Origin of the sequence: Vibrio sp. Vb2131, from assembly GCF_033338535.1 — a bacterium.
Classification (GTDB): domain Bacteria; phylum Pseudomonadota; class Gammaproteobacteria; order Enterobacterales; family Vibrionaceae; genus Vibrio; species Vibrio alginolyticus.
Map to the genome: position 1 here is coordinate 22280 of NZ_JAWOSW010000030.1, position 19883 is coordinate 42162.

General features: G+C 43.8%; 16 protein-coding genes. 11 read left to right on the plus strand and 5 right to left on the minus strand.

Features of this window, described 5'->3' with window-relative positions:
• The first annotated feature begins 96 nt into the window (after positions 1-96).
• Complete coding sequence (locus R7E38_RS21805) at positions 97-1449, plus strand: hypothetical protein (RefSeq protein ID WP_005377421.1); 1353 nt, start codon at positions 97-99, stop codon at positions 1447-1449.
• A gap of 33 nt (positions 1450-1482) precedes the next feature.
• Here the strand turns inward: R7E38_RS21805 and R7E38_RS21810 are convergent, their stop codons facing one another.
• Entirely contained in the window at positions 1483-1980 is a 498-nt protein-coding gene (locus R7E38_RS21810) for a DUF4442 domain-containing protein (protein ID WP_005377418.1), read from the minus strand.
• Between the two features lie 372 nt (positions 1981-2352).
• Between R7E38_RS21810 and R7E38_RS21815 the strand changes: the two genes are divergently transcribed.
• Entirely contained in the window at positions 2353-3411 is a 1059-nt protein-coding gene (locus R7E38_RS21815; RefSeq protein ID WP_005390197.1) for a 3-deoxy-7-phosphoheptulonate synthase, read from the plus strand.
• Positions 3412-3432: 21 nt separating this feature from the next.
• Complete coding sequence (locus R7E38_RS21820) at positions 3433-3915, plus strand: YajQ family cyclic di-GMP-binding protein (RefSeq protein WP_005377415.1); 483 nt, start codon at positions 3433-3435, stop codon at positions 3913-3915.
• Between the two features lie 111 nt (positions 3916-4026).
• Here R7E38_RS21820 and R7E38_RS21825 read toward each other — a convergent pair whose 3' ends face one another.
• Positions 4027-4947, minus strand: a complete 921-nt coding sequence (locus R7E38_RS21825; RefSeq protein WP_226084255.1) for a bifunctional precorrin-2 dehydrogenase/sirohydrochlorin ferrochelatase — start codon at positions 4945-4947, stop codon at positions 4027-4029.
• A gap of 460 nt (positions 4948-5407) precedes the next feature.
• Between R7E38_RS21825 and R7E38_RS21830 the strand changes: the two genes are divergently transcribed.
• The 5 genes from R7E38_RS21830 (at position 5408) to R7E38_RS21850 (ending at position 10648) form a co-directional block, all read left to right on the plus strand.
• Positions 5408-6436 (plus strand): amino acid ABC transporter substrate-binding protein, encoded by a 1029-nt coding sequence (locus tag R7E38_RS21830; protein ID WP_005377403.1) that lies wholly within the window; start codon positions 5408-5410, stop codon positions 6434-6436.
• Between the two features lie 217 nt (positions 6437-6653).
• Positions 6654-7859, plus strand: a complete 1206-nt coding sequence (locus R7E38_RS21835) for an amino acid ABC transporter permease (RefSeq protein WP_005377402.1) — start codon at positions 6654-6656, stop codon at positions 7857-7859.
• A 1-nt stretch (position 7860) separates the two neighbouring features.
• Positions 7861-8958 carry an amino acid ABC transporter permease gene (locus R7E38_RS21840; protein ID WP_005389988.1) on the plus strand — a complete coding sequence of 366 codons (1098 nt, stop codon included), beginning with the start codon at positions 7861-7863 and terminating at the stop codon, positions 8956-8958.
• A 23-nt stretch (positions 8959-8981) separates the two neighbouring features.
• Positions 8982-9731: an amino acid ABC transporter ATP-binding protein gene (locus R7E38_RS21845; RefSeq protein ID WP_017634609.1), complete on the plus strand. Its 750-nt coding sequence runs from the start codon at positions 8982-8984 to the stop codon at positions 9729-9731.
• A 248-nt stretch (positions 9732-9979) separates the two neighbouring features.
• Positions 9980-10648, plus strand: coding sequence for a Bax inhibitor-1/YccA family protein (locus tag R7E38_RS21850; RefSeq protein WP_017634610.1), 669 nt, complete (start codon positions 9980-9982; stop codon positions 10646-10648).
• A gap of 76 nt (positions 10649-10724) precedes the next feature.
• On the opposite strand, the gene R7E38_RS21855 is transcribed toward R7E38_RS21850, so the two are convergent.
• A complete protein-coding gene (locus R7E38_RS21855) occupies positions 10725-11099 on the minus strand; it encodes a chromosome partitioning protein ParB (protein ID WP_005377398.1) in 375 nt (124 codons plus the stop codon).
• A 908-nt stretch (positions 11100-12007) separates the two neighbouring features.
• On the opposite strand from R7E38_RS21855, the gene R7E38_RS21860 reads away from it, so the two are divergent.
• Positions 12008-12337, plus strand: coding sequence for a TusE/DsrC/DsvC family sulfur relay protein (locus R7E38_RS21860; protein ID WP_005377396.1), 330 nt, complete (start codon positions 12008-12010; stop codon positions 12335-12337).
• A gap of 2 nt (positions 12338-12339) precedes the next feature.
• Here R7E38_RS21860 and yccX read toward each other — a convergent pair whose 3' ends face one another.
• The gene (yccX, locus tag R7E38_RS21865; RefSeq protein WP_017634611.1) at positions 12340-12612 is read right to left on the minus strand and encodes an acylphosphatase; all 273 of its coding nucleotides are present in this window, start codon (positions 12610-12612) and stop codon (positions 12340-12342) included.
• Positions 12613-12702: 90 nt separating this feature from the next.
• Here yccX and R7E38_RS21870 point away from each other — a divergent pair, with 90 nt between their 5' ends.
• Positions 12703-14106, plus strand: a complete 1404-nt coding sequence (locus R7E38_RS21870; RefSeq protein WP_017821867.1) for a methyl-accepting chemotaxis protein — start codon at positions 12703-12705, stop codon at positions 14104-14106.
• Between the two features lie 160 nt (positions 14107-14266).
• On the plus strand, positions 14267-15460 hold the full coding sequence (locus R7E38_RS21875; protein ID WP_054579311.1) for a class I SAM-dependent methyltransferase: 1194 nt from the start codon (positions 14267-14269) through the stop codon (positions 15458-15460).
• 52 nt (positions 15461-15512) lie between these two features.
• Here the strand turns inward: R7E38_RS21875 and R7E38_RS21880 are convergent.
• The coding region (locus R7E38_RS21880; RefSeq protein ID WP_318082100.1) for a Calx-beta domain-containing protein at positions 15513-19883 on the minus strand (4371 nt) is incomplete at its 5' end.

A 19883-nucleotide genomic window follows, 5' to 3' on the forward strand; every position in this document is an offset into this window, starting at 1 on the left:
AGCTATATGCCCCAGTCACTCTTTTAGCACTCTTATACTTACCTGCTCAACGGAACGCATAAGTTAAGAATGCTTTAGCAAAGTCAGGAGCTTTCTTTGGTCACCGTCGATAAACAAGACTCAATAACATTAAAAATCAGTCATGCACTCGCAAAGAGCAAAAGTGTCGACCTAGATATTTACTTTTTTATACCTGGTGAGCTTGGTTTAAACGCCGATATCATCAGTGAATCCGAATTTTATTACACCTCAATCACACAGCAACGATCTTATTACAGTACTGAAATCCTTCTTCCGCTAGTACACAGTCGACTTGCCAAACGTGGACGCCTGTCGAATCAGCAATACCGAGTAAGTTTGAGTTTGTTCGCTTACCAATACGTTATCGCGCTAGACAAAGCGGTAGCAAGTTTAAACAAGCATGAGAACAACTCCGTAACGGAAGATGAAGTGGACGAAGTTATCGAGCTCACGCTTGAGATCTTAAAGCGCTTGCGGCGTTCTATTCCTTATGAAGAGAACTTAAAACGCTACTACGTTAACATCGATAACTATCTGTCTTGGTATACCGAGCAAAAGTTCCTGTCACTGGTGGCCCATCTACCACGTGAAGGCGACTATGGCACGATCAAAAAGCGTCTGATCACGCTATGTGAGAAAGAGCAAGCCCATCGTAAACTCAACAAATACAACTCATCAAGAGTCGTTGAAGACGTTACTCGCCTATCTAACAAAATGCGCTTGCTAAGGCGATTGATTGAACACCCTATCGTGCTTCGTGAAGAAACCATATCGATGGGTAACAACATTAAGCGCGCTATCAAAGGTATTGCAACCGGTTTAGTGATGGTTGTCGTGACCTCGACCGTGATTCTCGCTCGCGATTATCTGGGGGAAATTTCTGCCTCATTCATTATCGCGATGTCTTTTATTTACGCTTTACGAGAAATCTTTAAAGATGATTTACGCGATGCCATGTGGCGATGGATCCGTAAAGGCAAACCAAAATGGCGTAAGAAGTACGTTGATCCAACGACGAAAAAAGTGGTTGGCAAAAAATTGGAGTGGCTCGATTATCGTACCTTAAGTAGCTTGCCGGATAAGATTCAAAGAATACGTAAAAAACGCGTCGTTCAACGTGAAGAGCAGATTCTTCATTATCACGAGAAAACCGAAATGGCGACCTCTCTTTTCTTGAGTGGTTACGAACAAACGAGAGAAACATTGAACATCAGTTTGCGCCCTATCATCCGCTTGATGGATAAAAGCTCAAACCGAGTTTACCGTTTAAATGAAGGTCAAGTAACCAAAGAGTCAGTAGAGAAACGTCATTTGCTCAATGTGATTGTCAAAGAGGACAACCACACCGATGAGCCTGTTTATTACCGCTGGAAAGTGGTCTTAAATCGCTCCAAAATCGTCTCTATCGAGAAGATTGAACTCAATTAAGCCAACGCCTTTAAACAAACTAGCCACAAACCACTAGGCAGCCTCTTTTCTTTGTTGGGCTGCTTTTTTTATCGAAAGAGTAAGCGAAAATTCAGCCATTGGCTCGTCACCATGTAAGTTAGGACACAGCGCGACAATTTTTACGTCACGATTTACTCGTTCACCCGTTGCCAAGGTGTGCTCGAGCATCTCATCAATGACATGACCATCGTTACAAACAAAGTGCACATCGGCTTCCGGGCGCTTTAAAAACTCGGCTTTCACACCTTTAAATGCCAGCGAGATCGCTTCTCCCTTTTCTTGCGCTTTACTCATAGCAAGAAAACCACCAGCAACATCAGCGCCAACGGCTAAAGCACCGAAATACATGCTATTCAGGTGGTTCTTCGTCCTTCTGCGCAATGGGATACGAACCTCAACATGCTTGCTATCTATCGCAATGATTTTAGGGTGGCAAAGCCAAATCAGCGGCACTTTTGAAAAGCCAAACAGATTTAGATACAAATTCGCACGACGTAGAGCTGATAACATTTTGGTCTCCTTACCAATCTAGTCAGACCAGTTAATCAACGAAAGAAATAGATGTCAAAGAAATGTTAACAAAAGCTCGATCTCACGAGTTATTTAACCTTCAGGAAGTGACGGCGTCACCCGTGAGGTATGAAGTTTATCGCAGTTACTTAGATTACCTTACAGCGAGATAGATAAAATGGTTATAAATTCAAATGTATATATATTGATTTAATGATCAAGTTTTGTCATTTATACATAAGTCATTTAAATGAATACCTACACCTTTGTATACAATTCGGTATTTCCTGGCGAAGATTCCCGTGAAACGGTTTATTCCTGCCTGTAATTCCGTTATCTTTACCCCTTCGCAATAGAGAATAAAGCTATAACATGCCTATAAAAACAGATGAATTGAGAACCCAACCTTTGGGTCCAATGCCTACCCCAGCAGAGCTAGGTAGTGTACATCCTATTACGGATGACGTTGCAGACCGTATCGCTCAATCTCGTCGTCAGATTGAAAACATTTTATCGGGTGAAGACGATCGCCTTCTTGCGATTGTAGGTCCGTGTTCTGTTCACGACACTGAAGCTGCCATTGATTACGCCACTCGCCTGAGTGAAATCCAAGACAAGTACAAAGACGAACTGTTTATCGTGATGCGTACTTACTTTGAAAAGCCTCGTACAGTAGTTGGTTGGAAAGGTTTGATTACGGACCCTAACCTAGATGGTTCTTACGCACTTGAAGCTGGTCTTCATAAAGCTCGTAAACTACTACTGGATATCAACAAGCTTGGTCTTGCGACTGCTACTGAGTTTCTTGATATGATCACTGGCCAATACATCGCGGATTTGATCACTTGGGGCGCGATTGGTGCTCGCACAACGGAATCACAAATTCACCGTGAAATGGCGTCGGCACTATCTTGCCCAGTTGGTTTCAAAAATGGCACAAATGGCAACGTAAAAATTGCAATTGATGCAATTCGCGCATCGAAAGCATCGCATTACTTCTACTCGCCAGATAAGAACGGTCGAATGACGGTTTACCGCACAAGTGGCAACCCTTACGGTCATATTATTCTGCGCGGTGGAGAAAAAGGCCCTAACTTTGATGAAGCATCAGTCAAACAAGCATGTGATGCTTTAGCTGAGTTTGGATTGCCACAACGTTTGGTTGTGGATTTCAGCCATGCAAACTGTCAGAAGCAACACAGAAAACAAATCGACGTAGCTCAAGACATTTGTAACCAAATTAAGTCAGGCAGCACTCGTATTGCGGGTATCATGGCCGAAAGCTTTATTCTTGAAGGCAATCAGCCAATGACTGACATCAATAACCTAACGTATGGTCAGTCTATTACAGATCCGTGCCTAGGTTGGGAAGACACTGCTACAATGCTAGATATGCTGGCAAGCGCTGTTAAGTCCCGAAAGTCCCTATAACAAAATAATCAAGGAATCTTCATGCCATCGTTTGATATTGTTTCTGAAATCGATACGGTTGAACTACGTAACGCCGTTGATAATGCTAACCGTGAATTGTCTACTCGTTTCGATTTCCGCAACGTAAATGCGAGCTTTGAGCTAGTAGAAGAAAACGTAAAAATGTCTGCGGAAGGTGACTTCCAACTTAAGCAAATGCGCGACATTTTACGCGGCCACTTAGCGAAGCGTAACATTGACGCGAACGCAATGGATGCACAAGACCCAGACGTTACTGGTAAAAACTGGCACCAAACTCTGCTTTTCCGCCAAGGTATTGATACTCCAACGGCGAAAAAAGTAGTGAAACTTATCAAAGACGCAAAGTTAAAAGTACAAGCCTCTATTCAAGGCGACAAAGTACGTGTTACTGGTAAGAAACGCGACGACCTGCAAGCGACAATGGCAGCGATTCGTGAAGCAGAGATGGGTATCCCATTCCAGTTTAACAACTTTCGTGATTAATCAATCTAATCAATCTGAGAAGTAAATAAAAACGCCAGCGGATTATGCGCTGGCGTTTTTTATTGGCTTTTGTGTAACGAACTACGTATCCATTTTTAGCATTTGGCATTGCTAGATAACTAAGTCCTGCCCTTGCAGCAATACGAATTCGCTCGTTCCTTGTGGTATGAACACGCAAATTCGAAGCTTTTCAGCTTTAGCCTTGGCCAGCATATCCGAAAGCTCAGCAGCGCTCGAGAAAGCTTCTCTTTCTGCATCTCTTCGTATTAGTTCTAACACATTCGCTTCACATCGAGTTGAGTACAGAGCCAGCTCCGCTTGTTGCATATAGCGTACGGCTTTTATTGGCAACATCTCAACATCTTTCCCAACATGTATCCAAGTACAACTTCCCTTTTCATCTATAGGTGTTGCCATGGTCGCTTGGTAAATTGCTTCTAACTCTCGATTATCTCGCGCGTTTTCCACCTCGGGATTCGAGAAGAATTGCTCCCAAAACTTGCGCCGTAAATCGACGCTAGGCAGCGCCTCTTTAATTGAGTTTCGCTTTGAGTTAGCAAAATCCGCCATCAACCCCATGTTTTGTGGCAGTATCGATTCAAGTTTTTCACGGATGTTTCGAATTAAAACTGGCGAAGCTCCACCACTAGAGATAGCGATTTGGATGCGGCCACGATTAATCATTGACGGCGTGATGAAATCACAATAAGGCTTATCATCCACAACGTTAACCAAGATGCCTAGCTCTTTGGCATCTTTGTACACTTGGTGATTTAGCTCAGGATTGTCTGTCGTCGCCCACACTTGAACAAAGTTTTTAGTGACAATGTCACTCGAATAGAAACGTTGTACCCAGCGCAGTTGATGCTCAGAAGCAAGCTTAGACAGAAAATCAACCAACGTCGGAGAAACGATAGTCACATCCGCCCCAGCCTTTAGCAACGCTTCCACCTTTCGGCTTGCCACCTCACCGCCACCCACGACGAGAACGGGTTTATTAATTAAATCTAAGAACAGAGGAAAATATCGCATTTCAATCCATGATTACTCTAATTAGCTGTTGTAGACCATGCTACCAAAAATGGGGCAAGCTCATCACCCTGTTTCGGTATCACAAATAATTTTTGTTTGAATTTTTACTGAACTTCACCTTGCTCAGCTAATGACAGTTTTAATAACAACTTTTTATTCTTTTGTATTGTTCACTCTTCTATTGATTGTTCTGATGCACCAAATTGTCCATGAATTGCACTATTTACAAACAATTAACATTTCGTCATTCTAAATCTCAAGGCACTTTGTAAGTTCTCTCAAAACTTCATTTAAATTATATATTTGAGAATTAACAGATCCTTTCCTACGCTTATAACTGGTTGATCTATCGAATGCCGTTTCTTCGAAAATCAATCACGTAGGACGATAACTCTAACGAATTGGACACGTTATTTCAGGTCACTCCTGATTAAACATGGATCATACAGGAAGGATACAAATGGCAAATAAACTCACAGTTCTTGCTTCCGTCGTAGCGGCTTCTACTGCGATGATGGCAACATCAGCTCAAGCAGCAGACACTACTCTGGACAAAGTCACAAAACAAGGTTTTCTTACTTGTGGCGTAAGTACCGGTCTACCTGGTTTCTCTAACCCTAACTCAAAAGGCGAATGGGAAGGTATCGACGTAGAATATTGCCAAGCACTGGCTGCAGCCGTTCTTGGGGATAAAACGAAAGTTAAATATGTACCCCTAACCGCAAAAGAACGTTTCACTGCGCTTCAATCTGGTGAGATTGATGTGCTTTCCCGTAACACGACCTGGACTCTCCACCGTGACACTGCACTGGGCCTAAACTTCGTAGGTGTGAACTACTACGACGGTCAAGGTTTTATGGTGAAGAAGGAACTTGGTATATCAAGTGCTAAAGAGCTTGATGGTGCGTCGGTATGTGTTCAATCAGGTACAACAACCGAGCTAAACCTTGCAGATTATTTCCGCAACCAAGGCATGGCGTACAAACCTGTGGTATTCGACACAGCGGCGCAAACTTCGAAAGGTTTTGATGCGGGACGCTGTGACGTATTAACAACTGACCAATCTGGCCTTTATGCACTGCGTTTGAATTTGAAAGATCCGTCCTCTGCGGCCGTTCTTCCAGAAATCATCTCTAAAGAGCCACTAGGTCCAGTCGTTCGTCAAGGCGATGATCAATGGTTTAACATCGCTAAGTGGACATTGTCTGCGATGATTAACGCTGAAGAATACGGTATTAGTTCGAAGAATGCGGATGAAATGCTGAAGTCAACAGATCCAAACATCAAACGTATCCTTGGTGTTGATGGCCCTAAAGGCAAAGGGTTGGGTATCCGCGACGATTGGGGCTACCAGGTTATCAAACAAGTTGGTAACTATGGTGAAAGCTTCGAACGTACAGTCGGTACTGGTTCGCCGTTAGAAATCTCTCGTGGCGTTAATGCGCTATGGAATGCAGGCGGCTTTATGTACGCGCCACCAATCCGATAGAAAGAGTTAATCAGGGCGGTTCATGCCGCCCTTTTTCTTGATTATATCTCACTGTATGAGTAAGGATCGCTCATTGGATGGCGAAAAGCGCTCGCTTGGTGGAACGGCTTTAAAGGTTCGTACGTCACCAGACATGGAGCGTTATTCTTTAGCCAGCAAGGACGAAACTTCTTTATACAGGCCGATATCTATAACTAAGGTTTGAGGTTATCGCTGTATGAAACCGACACAAGATGCATCGCCAAGTACGATGTCCAAACCAAGCGGAAGCAAGAGCCTGATTTATAATCCTGCCTTTCGTTCTGCTATTTTCCAGATCATTGCCATTGCTGCACTGGTATTTTTCTTTTACACGATTGTAAACAACGCTCTCAATAACTTAGATGCTCGTGGTATTGCAACGGGCTTCGGTTTTCTGAATCAAGAAGCCGGGTTTGGTATTGGGTTAACACTAATTGAATACGATGAAACGTACTCTTACGGTAGAACATTTATCATCGGCCTTCTTAATACGGCGTTAGTCTCCGTATTAGGTATTATTCTGGCTACTGTGATTGGCTTTACCATGGGGGTTGCCCGCCTTTCTTCTAACTGGTTAGTTAGTCGTTTAGCGGCAGTTTATATCGAAACTTTCCGAAATATCCCCCTTCTTCTGCAAATATTCTTCTGGTATTTCGCTGTTCTTCAAGCATTACCCTCACCACGCCAAAGCTTAAGTCTTGGTGAAGCTATTTTCCTGAACGTTCGTGGCTTATATTTCCCTGCACCGACTATGGAACCCGGCAGTAGCTACGTTATTGCCGCGTTAATCTTCGGGGTAATCGCAAGCTTATTAATTAATGTATGGGCGAATAATAAGCAACGTCTCACTGGGCAACAAACCCCAATGGGAAGAATAGTTTTGGGTTTAGTTGTTGGCCTTCCATTGGTTGTGTACTTCCTTGCTGGTATGCCAATTTCACTGAATTATCCTGAACTAAAAGGGTTTAACTTCCGAGGTGGTATTAGCATTATTCCTGAATTGGCTGCGCTACTTTTGGCATTGAGTGTTTATACAGCTTCTTTCATTGCTGAGATTGTTCGCTCTGGTATTAATGCGGTTAGTCATGGTCAAACCGAAGCAGCGATGTCGCTAGGCTTACCACGCTCGAAAACTTTAAAGCTTGTTGTCATTCCTCAAGCGTTACGAATTATTATTCCACCTTTAACCAGTCAATATCTCAACCTCACCAAAAACTCATCGTTAGCGATGGCGATTGGTTACCCAGATCTTGTCTCTGTGTTTGCTGGTACTACCCTGAACCAAACGGGACAAGCGATTGAGATCATTGCGATGACGATGGGCGTGTACTTGACATTAAGTCTGATTACGTCTGCATTAATGAACTTGTATAACCGTAAAGTCGCGCTGGTGGAGAGATAATATGAGTACTCATCAATTTCAACCGGATCTCCCGCCACCCGCCAATACTGTAGGCTTCGTTGGTTGGATGCGGAAAAATCTATTTAATGGCCCTATCAATTCCATTGTTACTGTCATTCTTGCGTATATTGTCGTAACTGCAATATGGTATATCGTGGATTGGGCGTTTATTAACGCAGACTGGATTGGCTCAACGCGCGACGACTGTAGCCGAGATGGTGCTTGCTGGGTATTTATCAGCGTGCGCTGGGAGCAGTTCATGTATGGTTTTTATCCAGAGTCCGAACTATGGCGCCCTCGCCTGTTCTATATCACATTAGCCATATTTACTGTTTTACTCGCGTATGAGAAGACACCGAAACGGATGTGGATTTGGCTTTTCTTCGTAAACATCTACCCATTCATCATCGCTGGACTTTTATACGGTGGTGTCTTTGGACTAGAAGTGGTAGATACACACAAGTGGGGTGGACTACTCGTTACGCTCATTATTGCGCTAGTTGGTATCGTAGTTTCATTGCCAATTGGTGTGGTGCTTGCGCTTGGTAGACGTTCAGAGATGCCGATCATTCGCAGCATTTGTACCGTCTACATTGAAGTTTGGCGTGGCGTTCCTCTGATTACGGTTTTGTTCATGGCTTCGGTTATGCTTCCATTGTTTATGTCTGAAGGCTCAGAGACAGATAAACTGATTCGCGCCCTTATAGGTGTGGTTATGTTTGCCTCCGCTTACATGGCAGAAGTGGTACGCGGTGGTCTACAAGCCATTCCGAAAGGTCAATATGAAGCCGCTGATGCGCTTGGGTTAAGTTACTGGAAAAAGACTGGGCTGATTATCTTGCCACAGGCGCTAAAGATTACTATTCCTTCTATCGTGAACACCTTCATCGGTTTGTTTAAAGACACCAGTTTGGTACTCATCATTGGCATGTTTGACGTACTCGGTATAGGACAAGCAGCAAATACCGACCCTGAATGGTTAGGTTTTGCTACAGAAAGTTATGTATTTGTCGCGTTAGTGTTTTGGGTATTTTGTTTTGGCATGTCGCGCTATTCGATATGGCTTGAAAACAAACTTCATACCGGTCACAAACGATAACTCATCAAGATCAAGGACGTATTATGACGCAACAACAAGACTACATGATCCAATTGAAGGACATGAATAAATGGTATGGTGAGTTTCACGTACTAAAAAATATTAACCTCGACGTTAAGCGCGGCGAGAAAATCGTTATCTGTGGTCCATCAGGGTCGGGAAAATCAACGATGATTCGCTGTATTAACCGTCTTGAAGAGCACCAAACAGGCAGCATTTACGTCTCTGGTACGGAATTAACTGAAGACTTAAAGAACATTGAAGCAGTACGCCGAGAAGTGGGCATGTGCTTTCAACACTTTAATCTCTTCCCTCATTTAACCGTACTGGAAAACTGTACGCTCGCGCCTATCTGGGTGAAGAAGATGCCAAAAGATGAGGCAGAAGCAGTTGCGATGAAATATCTGGAACGTGTAAAAATTCCAGACCAAGCGGAGAAGTATCCCGGTCAGTTGTCTGGTGGTCAGCAACAACGCGTGGCGATTGCTCGCTCTTTGTGTATGAACCCTAAAGTCATGCTTTTTGATGAGCCAACATCTGCACTCGACCCGGAAATGGTTCGCGAAGTACTGGATGTAATGGTCGAACTCGCCGAGGAAGGCATGACTATGCTTTGTGTGACACATGAAATGGGCTTTGCTAAAGAGGTTGCCGATCGCGTGATATTCATGGACGCAGGAGAGATCATCGAAGAAAACAACCCGGTCGATTTCTTTGAGAATCCTCAATCGGATAGGACCCAAAACTTCCTAGCGCAAATCTTACACCACTAAGATTTAGCCGAATCGACATAAAAAAGCACTGGTTTCTATGAAGCCAGTGCTTTTGTTACTAAATTCAAAAATCTGTGTGAGAATCAACATAGCTATGCTAGGCAGTAATATTGTGTTACAAGTTGCCAAATACATAACATCTTATTTCCATTATCATTTTATCTAGGATATGCATGAAAAGGGCTTGATTTTTTGAACTTTCAGCCCCATAAATGTACCAATAGTAAACTCCCTTATTGAGGATAATTATGAACAGTCCAATGTTTACTCGTTCAACAAGTGTTCCTAATACACTAGAAACTAACAAAGTACTGAAAAACACTTACTTCCTACTGTCGATGACACTGATGACCAGTGCTATCGCAGCAGTCGCGACTATGGCAATGCAAATTTCACCAATCATGGCAATTGTGATGCAGGTTGCAGCGATTGGTATTTTGTTCTTTGTTATGCCAAAGGCAATCAACTCATCATCTGGTATCGTTTGGACATTCGTTTTCACGACTCTAATGGGTGGTGCTTTAGGTCCAATGCTTAACTACTACGCATCAATTCCAAACGGTCCTACTATCATTGCTCAAGCTCTAGGTTTGACTGGTATGGTGTTCCTTGGCCTATCGGCTTACACCATTTCAAGCAAGAAAGATTTCTCTTTCATGCGCAACTTCCTGATGGCAGGTTTGATCATTGTGATCGTTGCAGCGCTGATTAACATCTTCGTTGGTTCAACAATGGCTCACCTAGTAATCAGCAGTGTTTCTGCACTCGTGTTCTCTGGTTTCATCCTATTCGATACAAGTCGTATCGTTCGTGGTGAAGAGACAAACTACATCAGTGCAACAATTTCGATGTACCTAAACATCCTTAACTTGTTCACTAGTCTGCTAAGCATTCTAGGCATCATGAACGACGATTAATCGTTTCTCGTTAAGTAGAATAAAAAAGCCCGAAGGTAATTCCTTCGGGCTTTTTCTTTGTGTGCAATCCAGTGTATTACGCCTGCTCTACTGACAACTCTATAACTTCGTCAGCTTCTGGATTTTCTCTAAAGCGTCTCACTTTGATCGTTTCCTCTCCTAACATGATTTGCTTGGCGATTCGGTGCATACCGTCAAAAACACGATAGTCACTGGTTAAGATTACCGGATACGACAAATCAGCATTGTTGATTCGTTGGCAATGTTTTGCAATTTCACGGCAGGTTGGCTGTGGCCCTTCATGACTAAACCAAGTCACTTCATTTGGGCCTTTGATATCATCAATCGAAATTTCTTCTACAGGTAAGGATTCTGCAAGTTGCCAAATACGCTCGATGGACCAAGTGGATTTTACATTGTCATTAATCTCAATGTAACGTTGTTTCGACATGACTAACTCCTTGTCATCATTGTTGTTTCTAACCTGAATACAGGCTTTCATTAATCCAATGAGAATATCGGTCTATGAAAACAAACACAACGTTTAAGCTATTAATTCTCAAACAATCGCTATATCGCTTGTATGAGCGCTTTATAATCACCTCTCTCAGTTTGTAAACTGATTTCAAGGTATAACTTGTCTTAATTCAAACCGCGACTTCGCAATCGCTCATCGACTGATGACAAGAAGCAAAATACTCCAAACGCAACCCACCAATAACCGAACATCTTGAGCGCGGGCAACCAGACTACTGATTTACCAGCTACGCTAAAAAATATGTAGGCCGACATCATCGGTGTCACTAACATGACTCCCCAAGTCAAAAAAAGTAACGGCCCATAGATGTACTGCAACCAAGCATACTTCGGTTTTATAGGATTATGTTTTACAAATCCCGTCAGACATAGAAAAGAGAAAATGCTAAAGCATGCTTGCAGTACCGCCCATACAATGGAAACGAAAAGATTCGACCACTCCATACACTCCTGAATTGCTCCGTGTTGTTGTTAAGCATGGGTGAACATAACGATTTTTTTCAATTTATTCTTTTGATTTAAAACTAGTTTATATTCGTTGTGATCGACTTATCTAAAACAATAAATATAACTGACAAATCAATCACACCAAGCGAATTGCATAACAATGCAAAACCACCGATATCAACCCCGAAAATTTTCTAACAACACGAATAAAAAAACAAACTTATGCTTAAAATATAATTTAAGAGTATTCAGTTATAGGCCACTACTTTGTACGCTTTTGATTCGCTCGATACGACTTCGAGATTCTTTTGTTGAGAACATTCTCGGCTGTCGCTAATCTATAAACATCCATGTTTACTTAACGGATAAAACGTTATGTTCGTTTACAACGGCAAAGAAATTGAAACGGATGCTCAAGGCTACTTATTGGATCATACTCAATGGGAAGAAGGTATGATTGAGCTTTTAGCAAAAGAAGAAGACATCGAGCTTACGGATGCTCATTTGGAAGTTGTGCATTTTGTGCGAGACTTTTATGAAGAGTTTAATACCTCCCCTGCAGTGCGTATGCTTGTGAAAGCGATGGAAAAAGCGCACGGCCCGGAAAAAGGTAACAGTAAGTATCTATTCAAGCTGTTTAAAAAGGGGCCAGCCAAACAAGCAACCAAATTAGCCGGCCTACCAAAGCCAGCTAAATGCTTGTAGATTCATAAAATTTTAAAACCGCGTAACGGCTTATACGACGCAGGCTCCTGCATCACATGCTCTACTGTTGCCGTTCGCGGTCCTTCTTGTAACCATTCCGAAAACGCAACTATTTGCGCGTCTGTTCCACACGCCATCACTTCAACATCACCATTGTTTAGGTTCTTCGCATAACCTGTTAACCCTAGCTTCAATCCTTGATGGGAAGTATGGTAACGAAAGCCCACGCCTTGAACATGACCTTTTACTATAAATCTCTCACACTTTACGTTCATCTTTGTACCGCTTCTTTTTACTGAGTGATATATTCTTTTCGTCTATTCACCCCACTAAGGATAGTGGGTTTTTGCACGGTTATTATAATTATGAAAGAAATTCCATTCCGCTGGATTGATAAGTATCTCATTCACTTAAAGATTCAAGAAAAGTTCTATTTGCTCTTCGTTCTCCCTCTTCTTGCTTTAGTCATTCTCACTCTCGTCCTTAATAGCGCGGCTAATACACTGATCTCAAGTATGTACCAAGAAGAGCTCATGCTTATGAAAGGTCTGATAGAGGCAGGCAACCTTTCTCAATCTCAAGTAGCAAGCCTCATAGCGGGTTCAGAAACCGTTTCTATTGGCTCTGGTTCGCAATCCGTGTCTGTTTTAAATGGTGCGTACAGTTTGGTTGCGAACCATGAACTTTCTTTATGGACTGCCCTATCAACGACTCAAGTGAGCATCATCTGTGTGAGCTTGTTTATTCTCGCTCTTGGCGTTTACTACATCATGACGTTTATTGGCGGCGCGATGTTCACGATGAACAAAGCATTAAACACCCTTGCGGGTGGCGACTTAACTGCGAGAATGAACTTCTTCCCTGTTCGCGACGAGTTTAGTGAAATTGCTATTACGATAGACAAAGTTGCAGAACGAGAGCAACAAATGGTGCTGTCGATTCAAGAGTCTGTGGCGTTAATGCAACAAATTAGCTCAGACCTGAATCAATCGATTCATCACAGTTCAGATATTTCAGCGACTCAGCAGGAACACCTCAACTCTCTTGCGAGTGCAACTGAACAGATGGCATCAACGATTCGAGAAGTCGCGACACTAGCTCACGATTCAAGCACGCAAACCGATGATGCGCGAAACGTGGCTCAGTCTGGACAAGTGAAAGTTGAGAATACGCTTCACTCGATTTCGAACCTTTCTAATGAGATTCAATCTGCGTCTCAAGCCGTTGCCGAGTTAGATGCCAATGCAGCACAAATTGATGAAGTCGTGACAACCATCAATGGGATCTCCGAGCAAACCAACCTACTTGCTCTGAACGCGGCTATTGAAGCTGCACGTGCTGGAGAACAAGGTCGTGGATTTGCGGTCGTTGCGGATGAGGTTCGCGCTCTTGCGGGACGCACTCAGCAAGCGACAGTGGAAATCCAAACGATGATTGAATCGTTACAGCGTAACAGTCAGTCACTTACTAAGCTGATGGAAGTGACAGTTAATAACGCAAATGAGGGACAAAACCTCATGACGGAAGTGAATCACGAAATCGGCTCTTTGGCAGATAAAAATCAAACTATCTCCGACAGTAGCATTCAAATTGCAACAGCAGCTGAAGAGCAAGGTGTAGTCGCGGACAATATCGCCTCAAGCGTTGAAGAAATTCGAGTTCAAGCAGATAACGTGTGCAATATGATAAGCACGACTTCACAAAACGTTGATCAACTGCGTAAGCAAAGCGACACAATGGAAGCACTACTTACTGGACTTAAAGCATAGCAACGGAATCTATTACAGCAAATTCAATAAAAGGGTCACTTTAGTGACCTTTTTTGTATTTAAAAGTCACTACAATGTACTGGATTGCCGAGGGATATTGCTTTTACCATTTACATCCCGGACAATACGCCCCTTTCAAAATTCAACAAGAGCTAATGAAATGACAGCTGCTATCTATTTGGTTAAAGGTCGTGAGAAATCGGTCAAGCGCAAGCACCCTTGGATCTTCTCTCGAGGCATCAACAAAGTTGAGGGCGAACCTGCTCTTGGCGAAACGGTTGATGTATTCACTCACGACGGTAAATGGCTAGCTAAGGCGGCATATTCGCCAGCTTCACAAATTCGTGCTCGTATTTGGAGTTTTGATAAAGAAGAAATCGACACCGCGTTTTTCGTTAAACGACTTAAAGACGCACAACTTCTTCGTGAAGACATTATCAAACGTGATGGCCTTACGGGTTATCGCCTTATCGCAGCAGAGTCTGACGGCTTACCTGGCGTTACGATCGACCGTTACCAAAATTTCTTTGTGTGCCAACTTCTCAGTGCTGGCGCAGAACACAATAAGCAGGCTATTGTTGACGCTCTGGTTGAGTGCTTCCCTGATTGTAATGTGTACGAGCGCTCTGACGTGGCCGTTCGTAAAAAAGAAGGTTTAAAAGAGAGCACGGGCGTTTTGCACGGCGAAGAGCCACCTAAATCGGTCGTCATCGAAGAAAATGGCGTAAAGATTAGTGTAGATATCGTTGGCGGACACAAAACAGGTTTCTACCTAGATCAACGTGATAGTCGCCAGCAAGCGATGAAATATATGAAAGGCAAAGAAGTTCTTAACTGCTTCTCTTACACAGGTGGCTTCGGACTTTACGCTCTAAAAGGTGATGCAAAGCGTGTGATTAACGCTGACGTGTCGCAACCTGCTTTAGATACCGCAAAATTCAACGCAGAGCTAAACGATTTTGATATTTCGAAGAAGCGTGCCGTGTTCCTAAATGCAGACGTGTTTAAGCTGCTTCGTGAGTATCGTGATCAAGGAACTCAGTTCGATGTGGTTATTATGGACCCACCGAAGTTCGCAGAGAGCAAAGCACAACTAAACGGTGCATGTCGTGGTTACAAAGACATCAACATGCTAGCAATGCAAATTCTAAAACCGGGCGGCACTCTACTGACCTACTCGTGCTCTGGCTTGATGGATCAAGTTCTGTTCCAGAAAATCATCGCTGATGCAGCCGTAGACGCTAACCGCCAAGTAAAGTTTGTGGAGCGTTTTGAGCAAGCCGCTGACCACCCAACCGATACAGCATATCCAGAAGGCTTCTACTTAAAAGGTTTTGCATGTAAAGTGCTTTAGGCTACGAATAAGTAAGACAAAGCAGAAGAAAAGGGCCTACTGGCCCTTTTCATTATGGCTCTAAGTTAACCTTAGTTAGTGCGGATAACACATCTCTCTCAAAGTCCGCATTTCCCACGATTAAATCACTAAACTCTGTCGCCCCGTTTTCTATTACGATAGTTTGAATTGAGTTTCCATCGTTATGGGTTATTTCTAGAGATAAGTCATCGCCATCAATGTTCAAGTCAATACTATTAAGAAGTTCTTCTATCGTATTGTGCCCTGCATCTTCAACGACTTCACTCAGATCTAAGGTGTCCAAATCTCTCTCAAAACCTCTAATTAGATCTGTTCCTGTATCCAAGGAGTCGTTGACCCATTTAAAGACATCTGCCTCGTTATCATTACCGATCAAGATGTCATGACTTACGTCTACTTCAGCTTCAATAATATTTGCAGAGCCATTACTTGAAGCATTTACTCCTCCGTTTTCATCAATAACGAATTGCAGGGTATTCTCACTTTGATCGCCATCGTTATCCGTCAATACATAATCGAAGTCTAACGTTTCAACTGTATCACCCACTGCACCATAAAATGCATACGCACCATCGTTTAGGTCGATTTCCAGAGTATGTTTGCTGTCGATATAGATAGTAAGCTGCATCGTTGTGTCGTCAAATGCATGCGAAATACCATCGTTATTGTCAGTTACTATTAGGTCTGTACCATCAAACGAATAAGTGACACCGTCATGTTCTATTTCGCTAATATAACCACCATCTGCACCAATACCTGTATCTGGAGAAGTGGTATACATCAAGTTCCCCCCAACAGGTTGAATCACTGACTGCAACATAACCGGAGGTAATTGAGTTACGTCAGGAACCACAACACCATCAAGGTCTTGATTCAAAAAGCCATCATATGCTACGCGATCTAATTGCTCCGGCATAAGATTAACGCCCATACCATACGCTAGGGCTGTTATCTGATTATCAGGATCGGTTAGGTGATCAATCCAACTCTGCTCGCGAGCGTCGTTTATAAATGATGACGCAGGGTTTGGCTGACCATCTGACAAGAAGTAACTAACATTCGACGCACTGGTTAACTTACCTACATCATCCCATGACTGTTTTGCTTCATTTAGCGCGTTGTTATAGTTAGTCGCGCCACCCGCAGTTAGCGTCTCAATATACGCTTTGGCCTCCTCGACCGTCAGCCACGTCGCAGCACCTATAGCGTAAGTGGATGCTGTACTGCTATAAGTAATAATTTGAACTCGCGTTTGACCGATAGACTCATATTGATTCAATAACTGAGTTGCCGAATCTTTCATTATCTGCAAGCGATTATCCGTTCGCATAGAACCCGAGACATCCATTATGAGCTGAACGTTGGCACTTTCTTTAGTTTCTGCAACTACATCGTGAATAATAGATGCAGAATCTGGTGAGTCATCTTCCACAATAACGTTGACCGTTGTGGAGTTAGTAAGGCCACGAGCATTCGAGACAAGCACAGGCACCTCAATATTTAAGGTGTCTTCTCCAGATGGGTTGGAGTGATCAATCGGACCAAGAAGCTCCGTAGATACCACTCCAGTATCATTGACTGATATTTTGATAACCTCTTCACCGTTCGCTGAACCGATAAGCATTTGGTCGTTATTTGATAACGTCCACGTTACAGAGATCCCGTTACTAGTAAGAGCTGTAGATGGTTCACTGAGCGTAACAGAATCAACGGTTTGACCCAGCGTCAATTGTTCTACATCAGAACTCGAGTCAGTTGTGTCATCAAAGCCGTTTAGAGCAGAGTCATCAGCAATGGCGTTGCTTAAGCCTTCCTCAGAAACGTTTAGTGTTACACCTTCTACGATTGGTGGGGCGTAAGGGTTGACAGAAAAGTACCCCGTTTTACTGTCGCCATCATTATCAGTAATAGTGTAGTTAAAATCGATATCCCCATCGCCATAAGGTGAGGTCAAAGGCAAGTATTGGAAGAACTCCCATTTTCCAGTGCTAGGTGTAAGTTGAACTTCGAATGCAAGCTCTCCATCAGCCTCTGCAATCAGTCTATTAGAGTTTTGTGGATCGACGTATATCAACACGTCTTTACCATCTAGAGTCTCTAAACCAGCCTCACCTCCATTTAAGACTATAGAACCAGGGCCATCAGCTCCATATACAGCACCGAGGTTCCCATCCGCACTAGCAATTGGCACGCCAGAGTACGCACCTGTAAAGGTTATTGATTTAACGGTAAAGTCACTGTTGTCTTCAGTATCCGGGCCATTGCCATTACTGGTCGCCTCGAGGATGATTTTATCAAAGCCTCCCTGTTGAACATTGAAATTTGCCGCGTAATCACCACTGCTTGCGTCAGAGCTGAACGATTGCTGAGCAATTAATACACCATCTCTATAAAAAGATGCGATTCCTTTCTCAAGTTCACCACCAAACATTTTCTCAAATTCTATTTCTGCTCCGTAAGCAACTTTATTGCCTAAGTCTATGATTAACTGCTCTGATACACCCTCATTACCCGCGAATCGATAATCGACTTCGTTTTCTAATTGGAAGCCGTTGTTACCAGAACTTTTAACGCCAATCCCTTCTGATGATTGATTGATTTCAGCTGTTCCCAGCATCACAGATTCGTCAGACACAAAACCGTTTGCAGTCACAACAACGTCCCCAAATGTTCGACTGGTTGCATCTGCCTCACTTCCTGCAAAATCTATGCGCCCTGTCAGAACGTTAGGTGCACCAGTAAGCGACACATCGACGGGTTGAACAACAACAGGCACGTATGGGCAATCATCTTCAACGGCCACATTTAAGCTTTGAGATGTTGTTGTTTGTCCATCACTTACAGAAATCTGTAAATCAAAGTTGATGATGTCTTCCACATCATTAACAGGATGATCAAGTGGCTCAAACAGAGTAATAGTATAGTCCCAAGAGCCTTGACCTGAAGCTGAAGGCTCGCTCAGCACAACAGTAGCAACAACGCTCAGGTGAGCAGTTTTCGCAGTCAGCGTTTGAGTACTGTTGTCCCACGTCCACGATATAGGCTCCCCTCCTGATGTTAGGTTGTTAGGACCTGCCAATACCACTGAAACATTCGCCGTGTCTGGATCGGCAACTGTGAATGTTCCTGAGAAACTTGCGGAGTTAGTAGTGTCTGAAGGTGATCCTGTATTATCAGGGATACCATTAGCTAAACCTTCTTCCGAAACAACTGCATTCACAACATTTGAAATAGAAGGAGGAGCATCATTATCAATAATCGTTGCCGTACCGGTATCGCTGCCTTGCACTGCACCAATGCCGGTTACTGTCACGCTGAAATCTTCAGGGCCTTCATAAACAGCGTCATCAATGGAAGCGATACGCACATCAAACTCAGTTTGCCCTGCTGGCACGGTCACCACACCATCGTTTGGCACTGTCACCCAACCACTTCCGGTGTTGTATTCCAAGGTACCTAAGTCACCGGCTTCGGTGTCACCCAAGTTCAGGCCTAGTTCGACTTGAACTGTAGACTCGGCGGCGTTCGACAACGTTACTTTGAAGTTCGCTGTCTCACCCTCATTAATCGTACCAGCGTCTGAAATAGTCACATTCGGGCGGTCATCATCCGGATCGGGGCCTGGCCCCGTGCCGTCATCCACTATCGTCGCCGTACCGGTATCACTGCCTTGCACTGCGCCAATGCCAGTCACCGTCACACTGAAATCTTCAGGGCCTTCGTACACCGCATCATCAATGGAAGCAATACGCACATCAAATTCGGTTTGCCCAGCTGGCACCGTTACCACGCCATCATTTGGCACTGCAACCCAACCGGAGCCTGTGTTGTATTCTAAGGTGCCTAAGTCTCCAACTTCGGTGTCACCTAAGTGCAGGCCTAGCTCGACTTGAACTGTAGACTCGGAGGCATTCGACAACGTCACTTTGAAATTCGCTGTCTCACCCTCATTAATGGTGCCAGCGTCTGAAATAGTCACGCTTGGACGGTCATCATCCGGATCAGGGCCCGGACCACTGCCATCATCCACTATCGTTGCCGTACCCGTATCGCTGCCTTGCACTGCGCCAATGCCAGTCACCGTCACGCTGAAATCTTCAGGGCCTTCATAAACAGCGTCATCAATGGAAGCGATACGCACATCAAACTCAGTTTGCCCTGCTGGCACGGTCACCACACCATCGTTTGGCACTGTCACCCAACCACTTCCGGTGTTGTATTCCAAGGTACCTAAGTCACCGGCTTCGGTGTCACCCAAGTTCAGGCCTAGTTCGACTTGAACTGTAGACTCGGCGGCGTTCGACAACGTTACTTTGAAGTTCGCAGTCTCACCCTCATTGATGGTGCCAGCATCGGTAATAGTCACATTCGGGCGGTCATCATCCGGATCAGGGCCCGGACC

What these genes read in the sequence shown, in the direction of transcription:
- R7E38_RS21810 (WP_005377418.1), bottom strand. Translation starts at nt 1,980, where the DNA reads ATGTTATCAGCTCTACGTCGTGCGAATTTGTATCTAAATCTGTTTGGC.
- R7E38_RS21815 (WP_005390197.1), top strand. Translation starts at nt 2,353, where the DNA reads ATGCCTATAAAAACAGATGAATTGAGAACCCAACCTTTGGGTCCAATG.
- R7E38_RS21820 (WP_005377415.1), top strand. Translation starts at nt 3,433, where the DNA reads ATGCCATCGTTTGATATTGTTTCTGAAATCGATACGGTTGAACTACGT.
- R7E38_RS21825 (WP_226084255.1), bottom strand. Translation starts at nt 4,947, where the DNA reads ATGCGATATTTTCCTCTGTTCTTAGATTTAATTAATAAACCCGTTCTC.
- R7E38_RS21830 (WP_005377403.1), top strand. Translation starts at nt 5,408, where the DNA reads ATGGCAAATAAACTCACAGTTCTTGCTTCCGTCGTAGCGGCTTCTACT.
- R7E38_RS21835 (WP_005377402.1), top strand. Translation starts at nt 6,654, where the DNA reads ATGAAACCGACACAAGATGCATCGCCAAGTACGATGTCCAAACCAAGC.
- R7E38_RS21840 (WP_005389988.1), top strand. Translation starts at nt 7,861, where the DNA reads ATGAGTACTCATCAATTTCAACCGGATCTCCCGCCACCCGCCAATACT.
- R7E38_RS21845 (WP_017634609.1), top strand. Translation starts at nt 8,982, where the DNA reads ATGACGCAACAACAAGACTACATGATCCAATTGAAGGACATGAATAAA.
- R7E38_RS21850 (WP_017634610.1), top strand. Translation starts at nt 9,980, where the DNA reads ATGAACAGTCCAATGTTTACTCGTTCAACAAGTGTTCCTAATACACTA.
- R7E38_RS21855 (WP_005377398.1), bottom strand. Translation starts at nt 11,099, where the DNA reads ATGTCGAAACAACGTTACATTGAGATTAATGACAATGTAAAATCCACT.
- R7E38_RS21860 (WP_005377396.1), top strand. Translation starts at nt 12,008, where the DNA reads ATGTTCGTTTACAACGGCAAAGAAATTGAAACGGATGCTCAAGGCTAC.
- yccX (WP_017634611.1), bottom strand. Translation starts at nt 12,612, where the DNA reads ATGAACGTAAAGTGTGAGAGATTTATAGTAAAAGGTCATGTTCAAGGC.
- R7E38_RS21870 (WP_017821867.1), top strand. Translation starts at nt 12,703, where the DNA reads ATGAAAGAAATTCCATTCCGCTGGATTGATAAGTATCTCATTCACTTA.
- R7E38_RS21875 (WP_054579311.1), top strand. Translation starts at nt 14,267, where the DNA reads ATGACAGCTGCTATCTATTTGGTTAAAGGTCGTGAGAAATCGGTCAAG.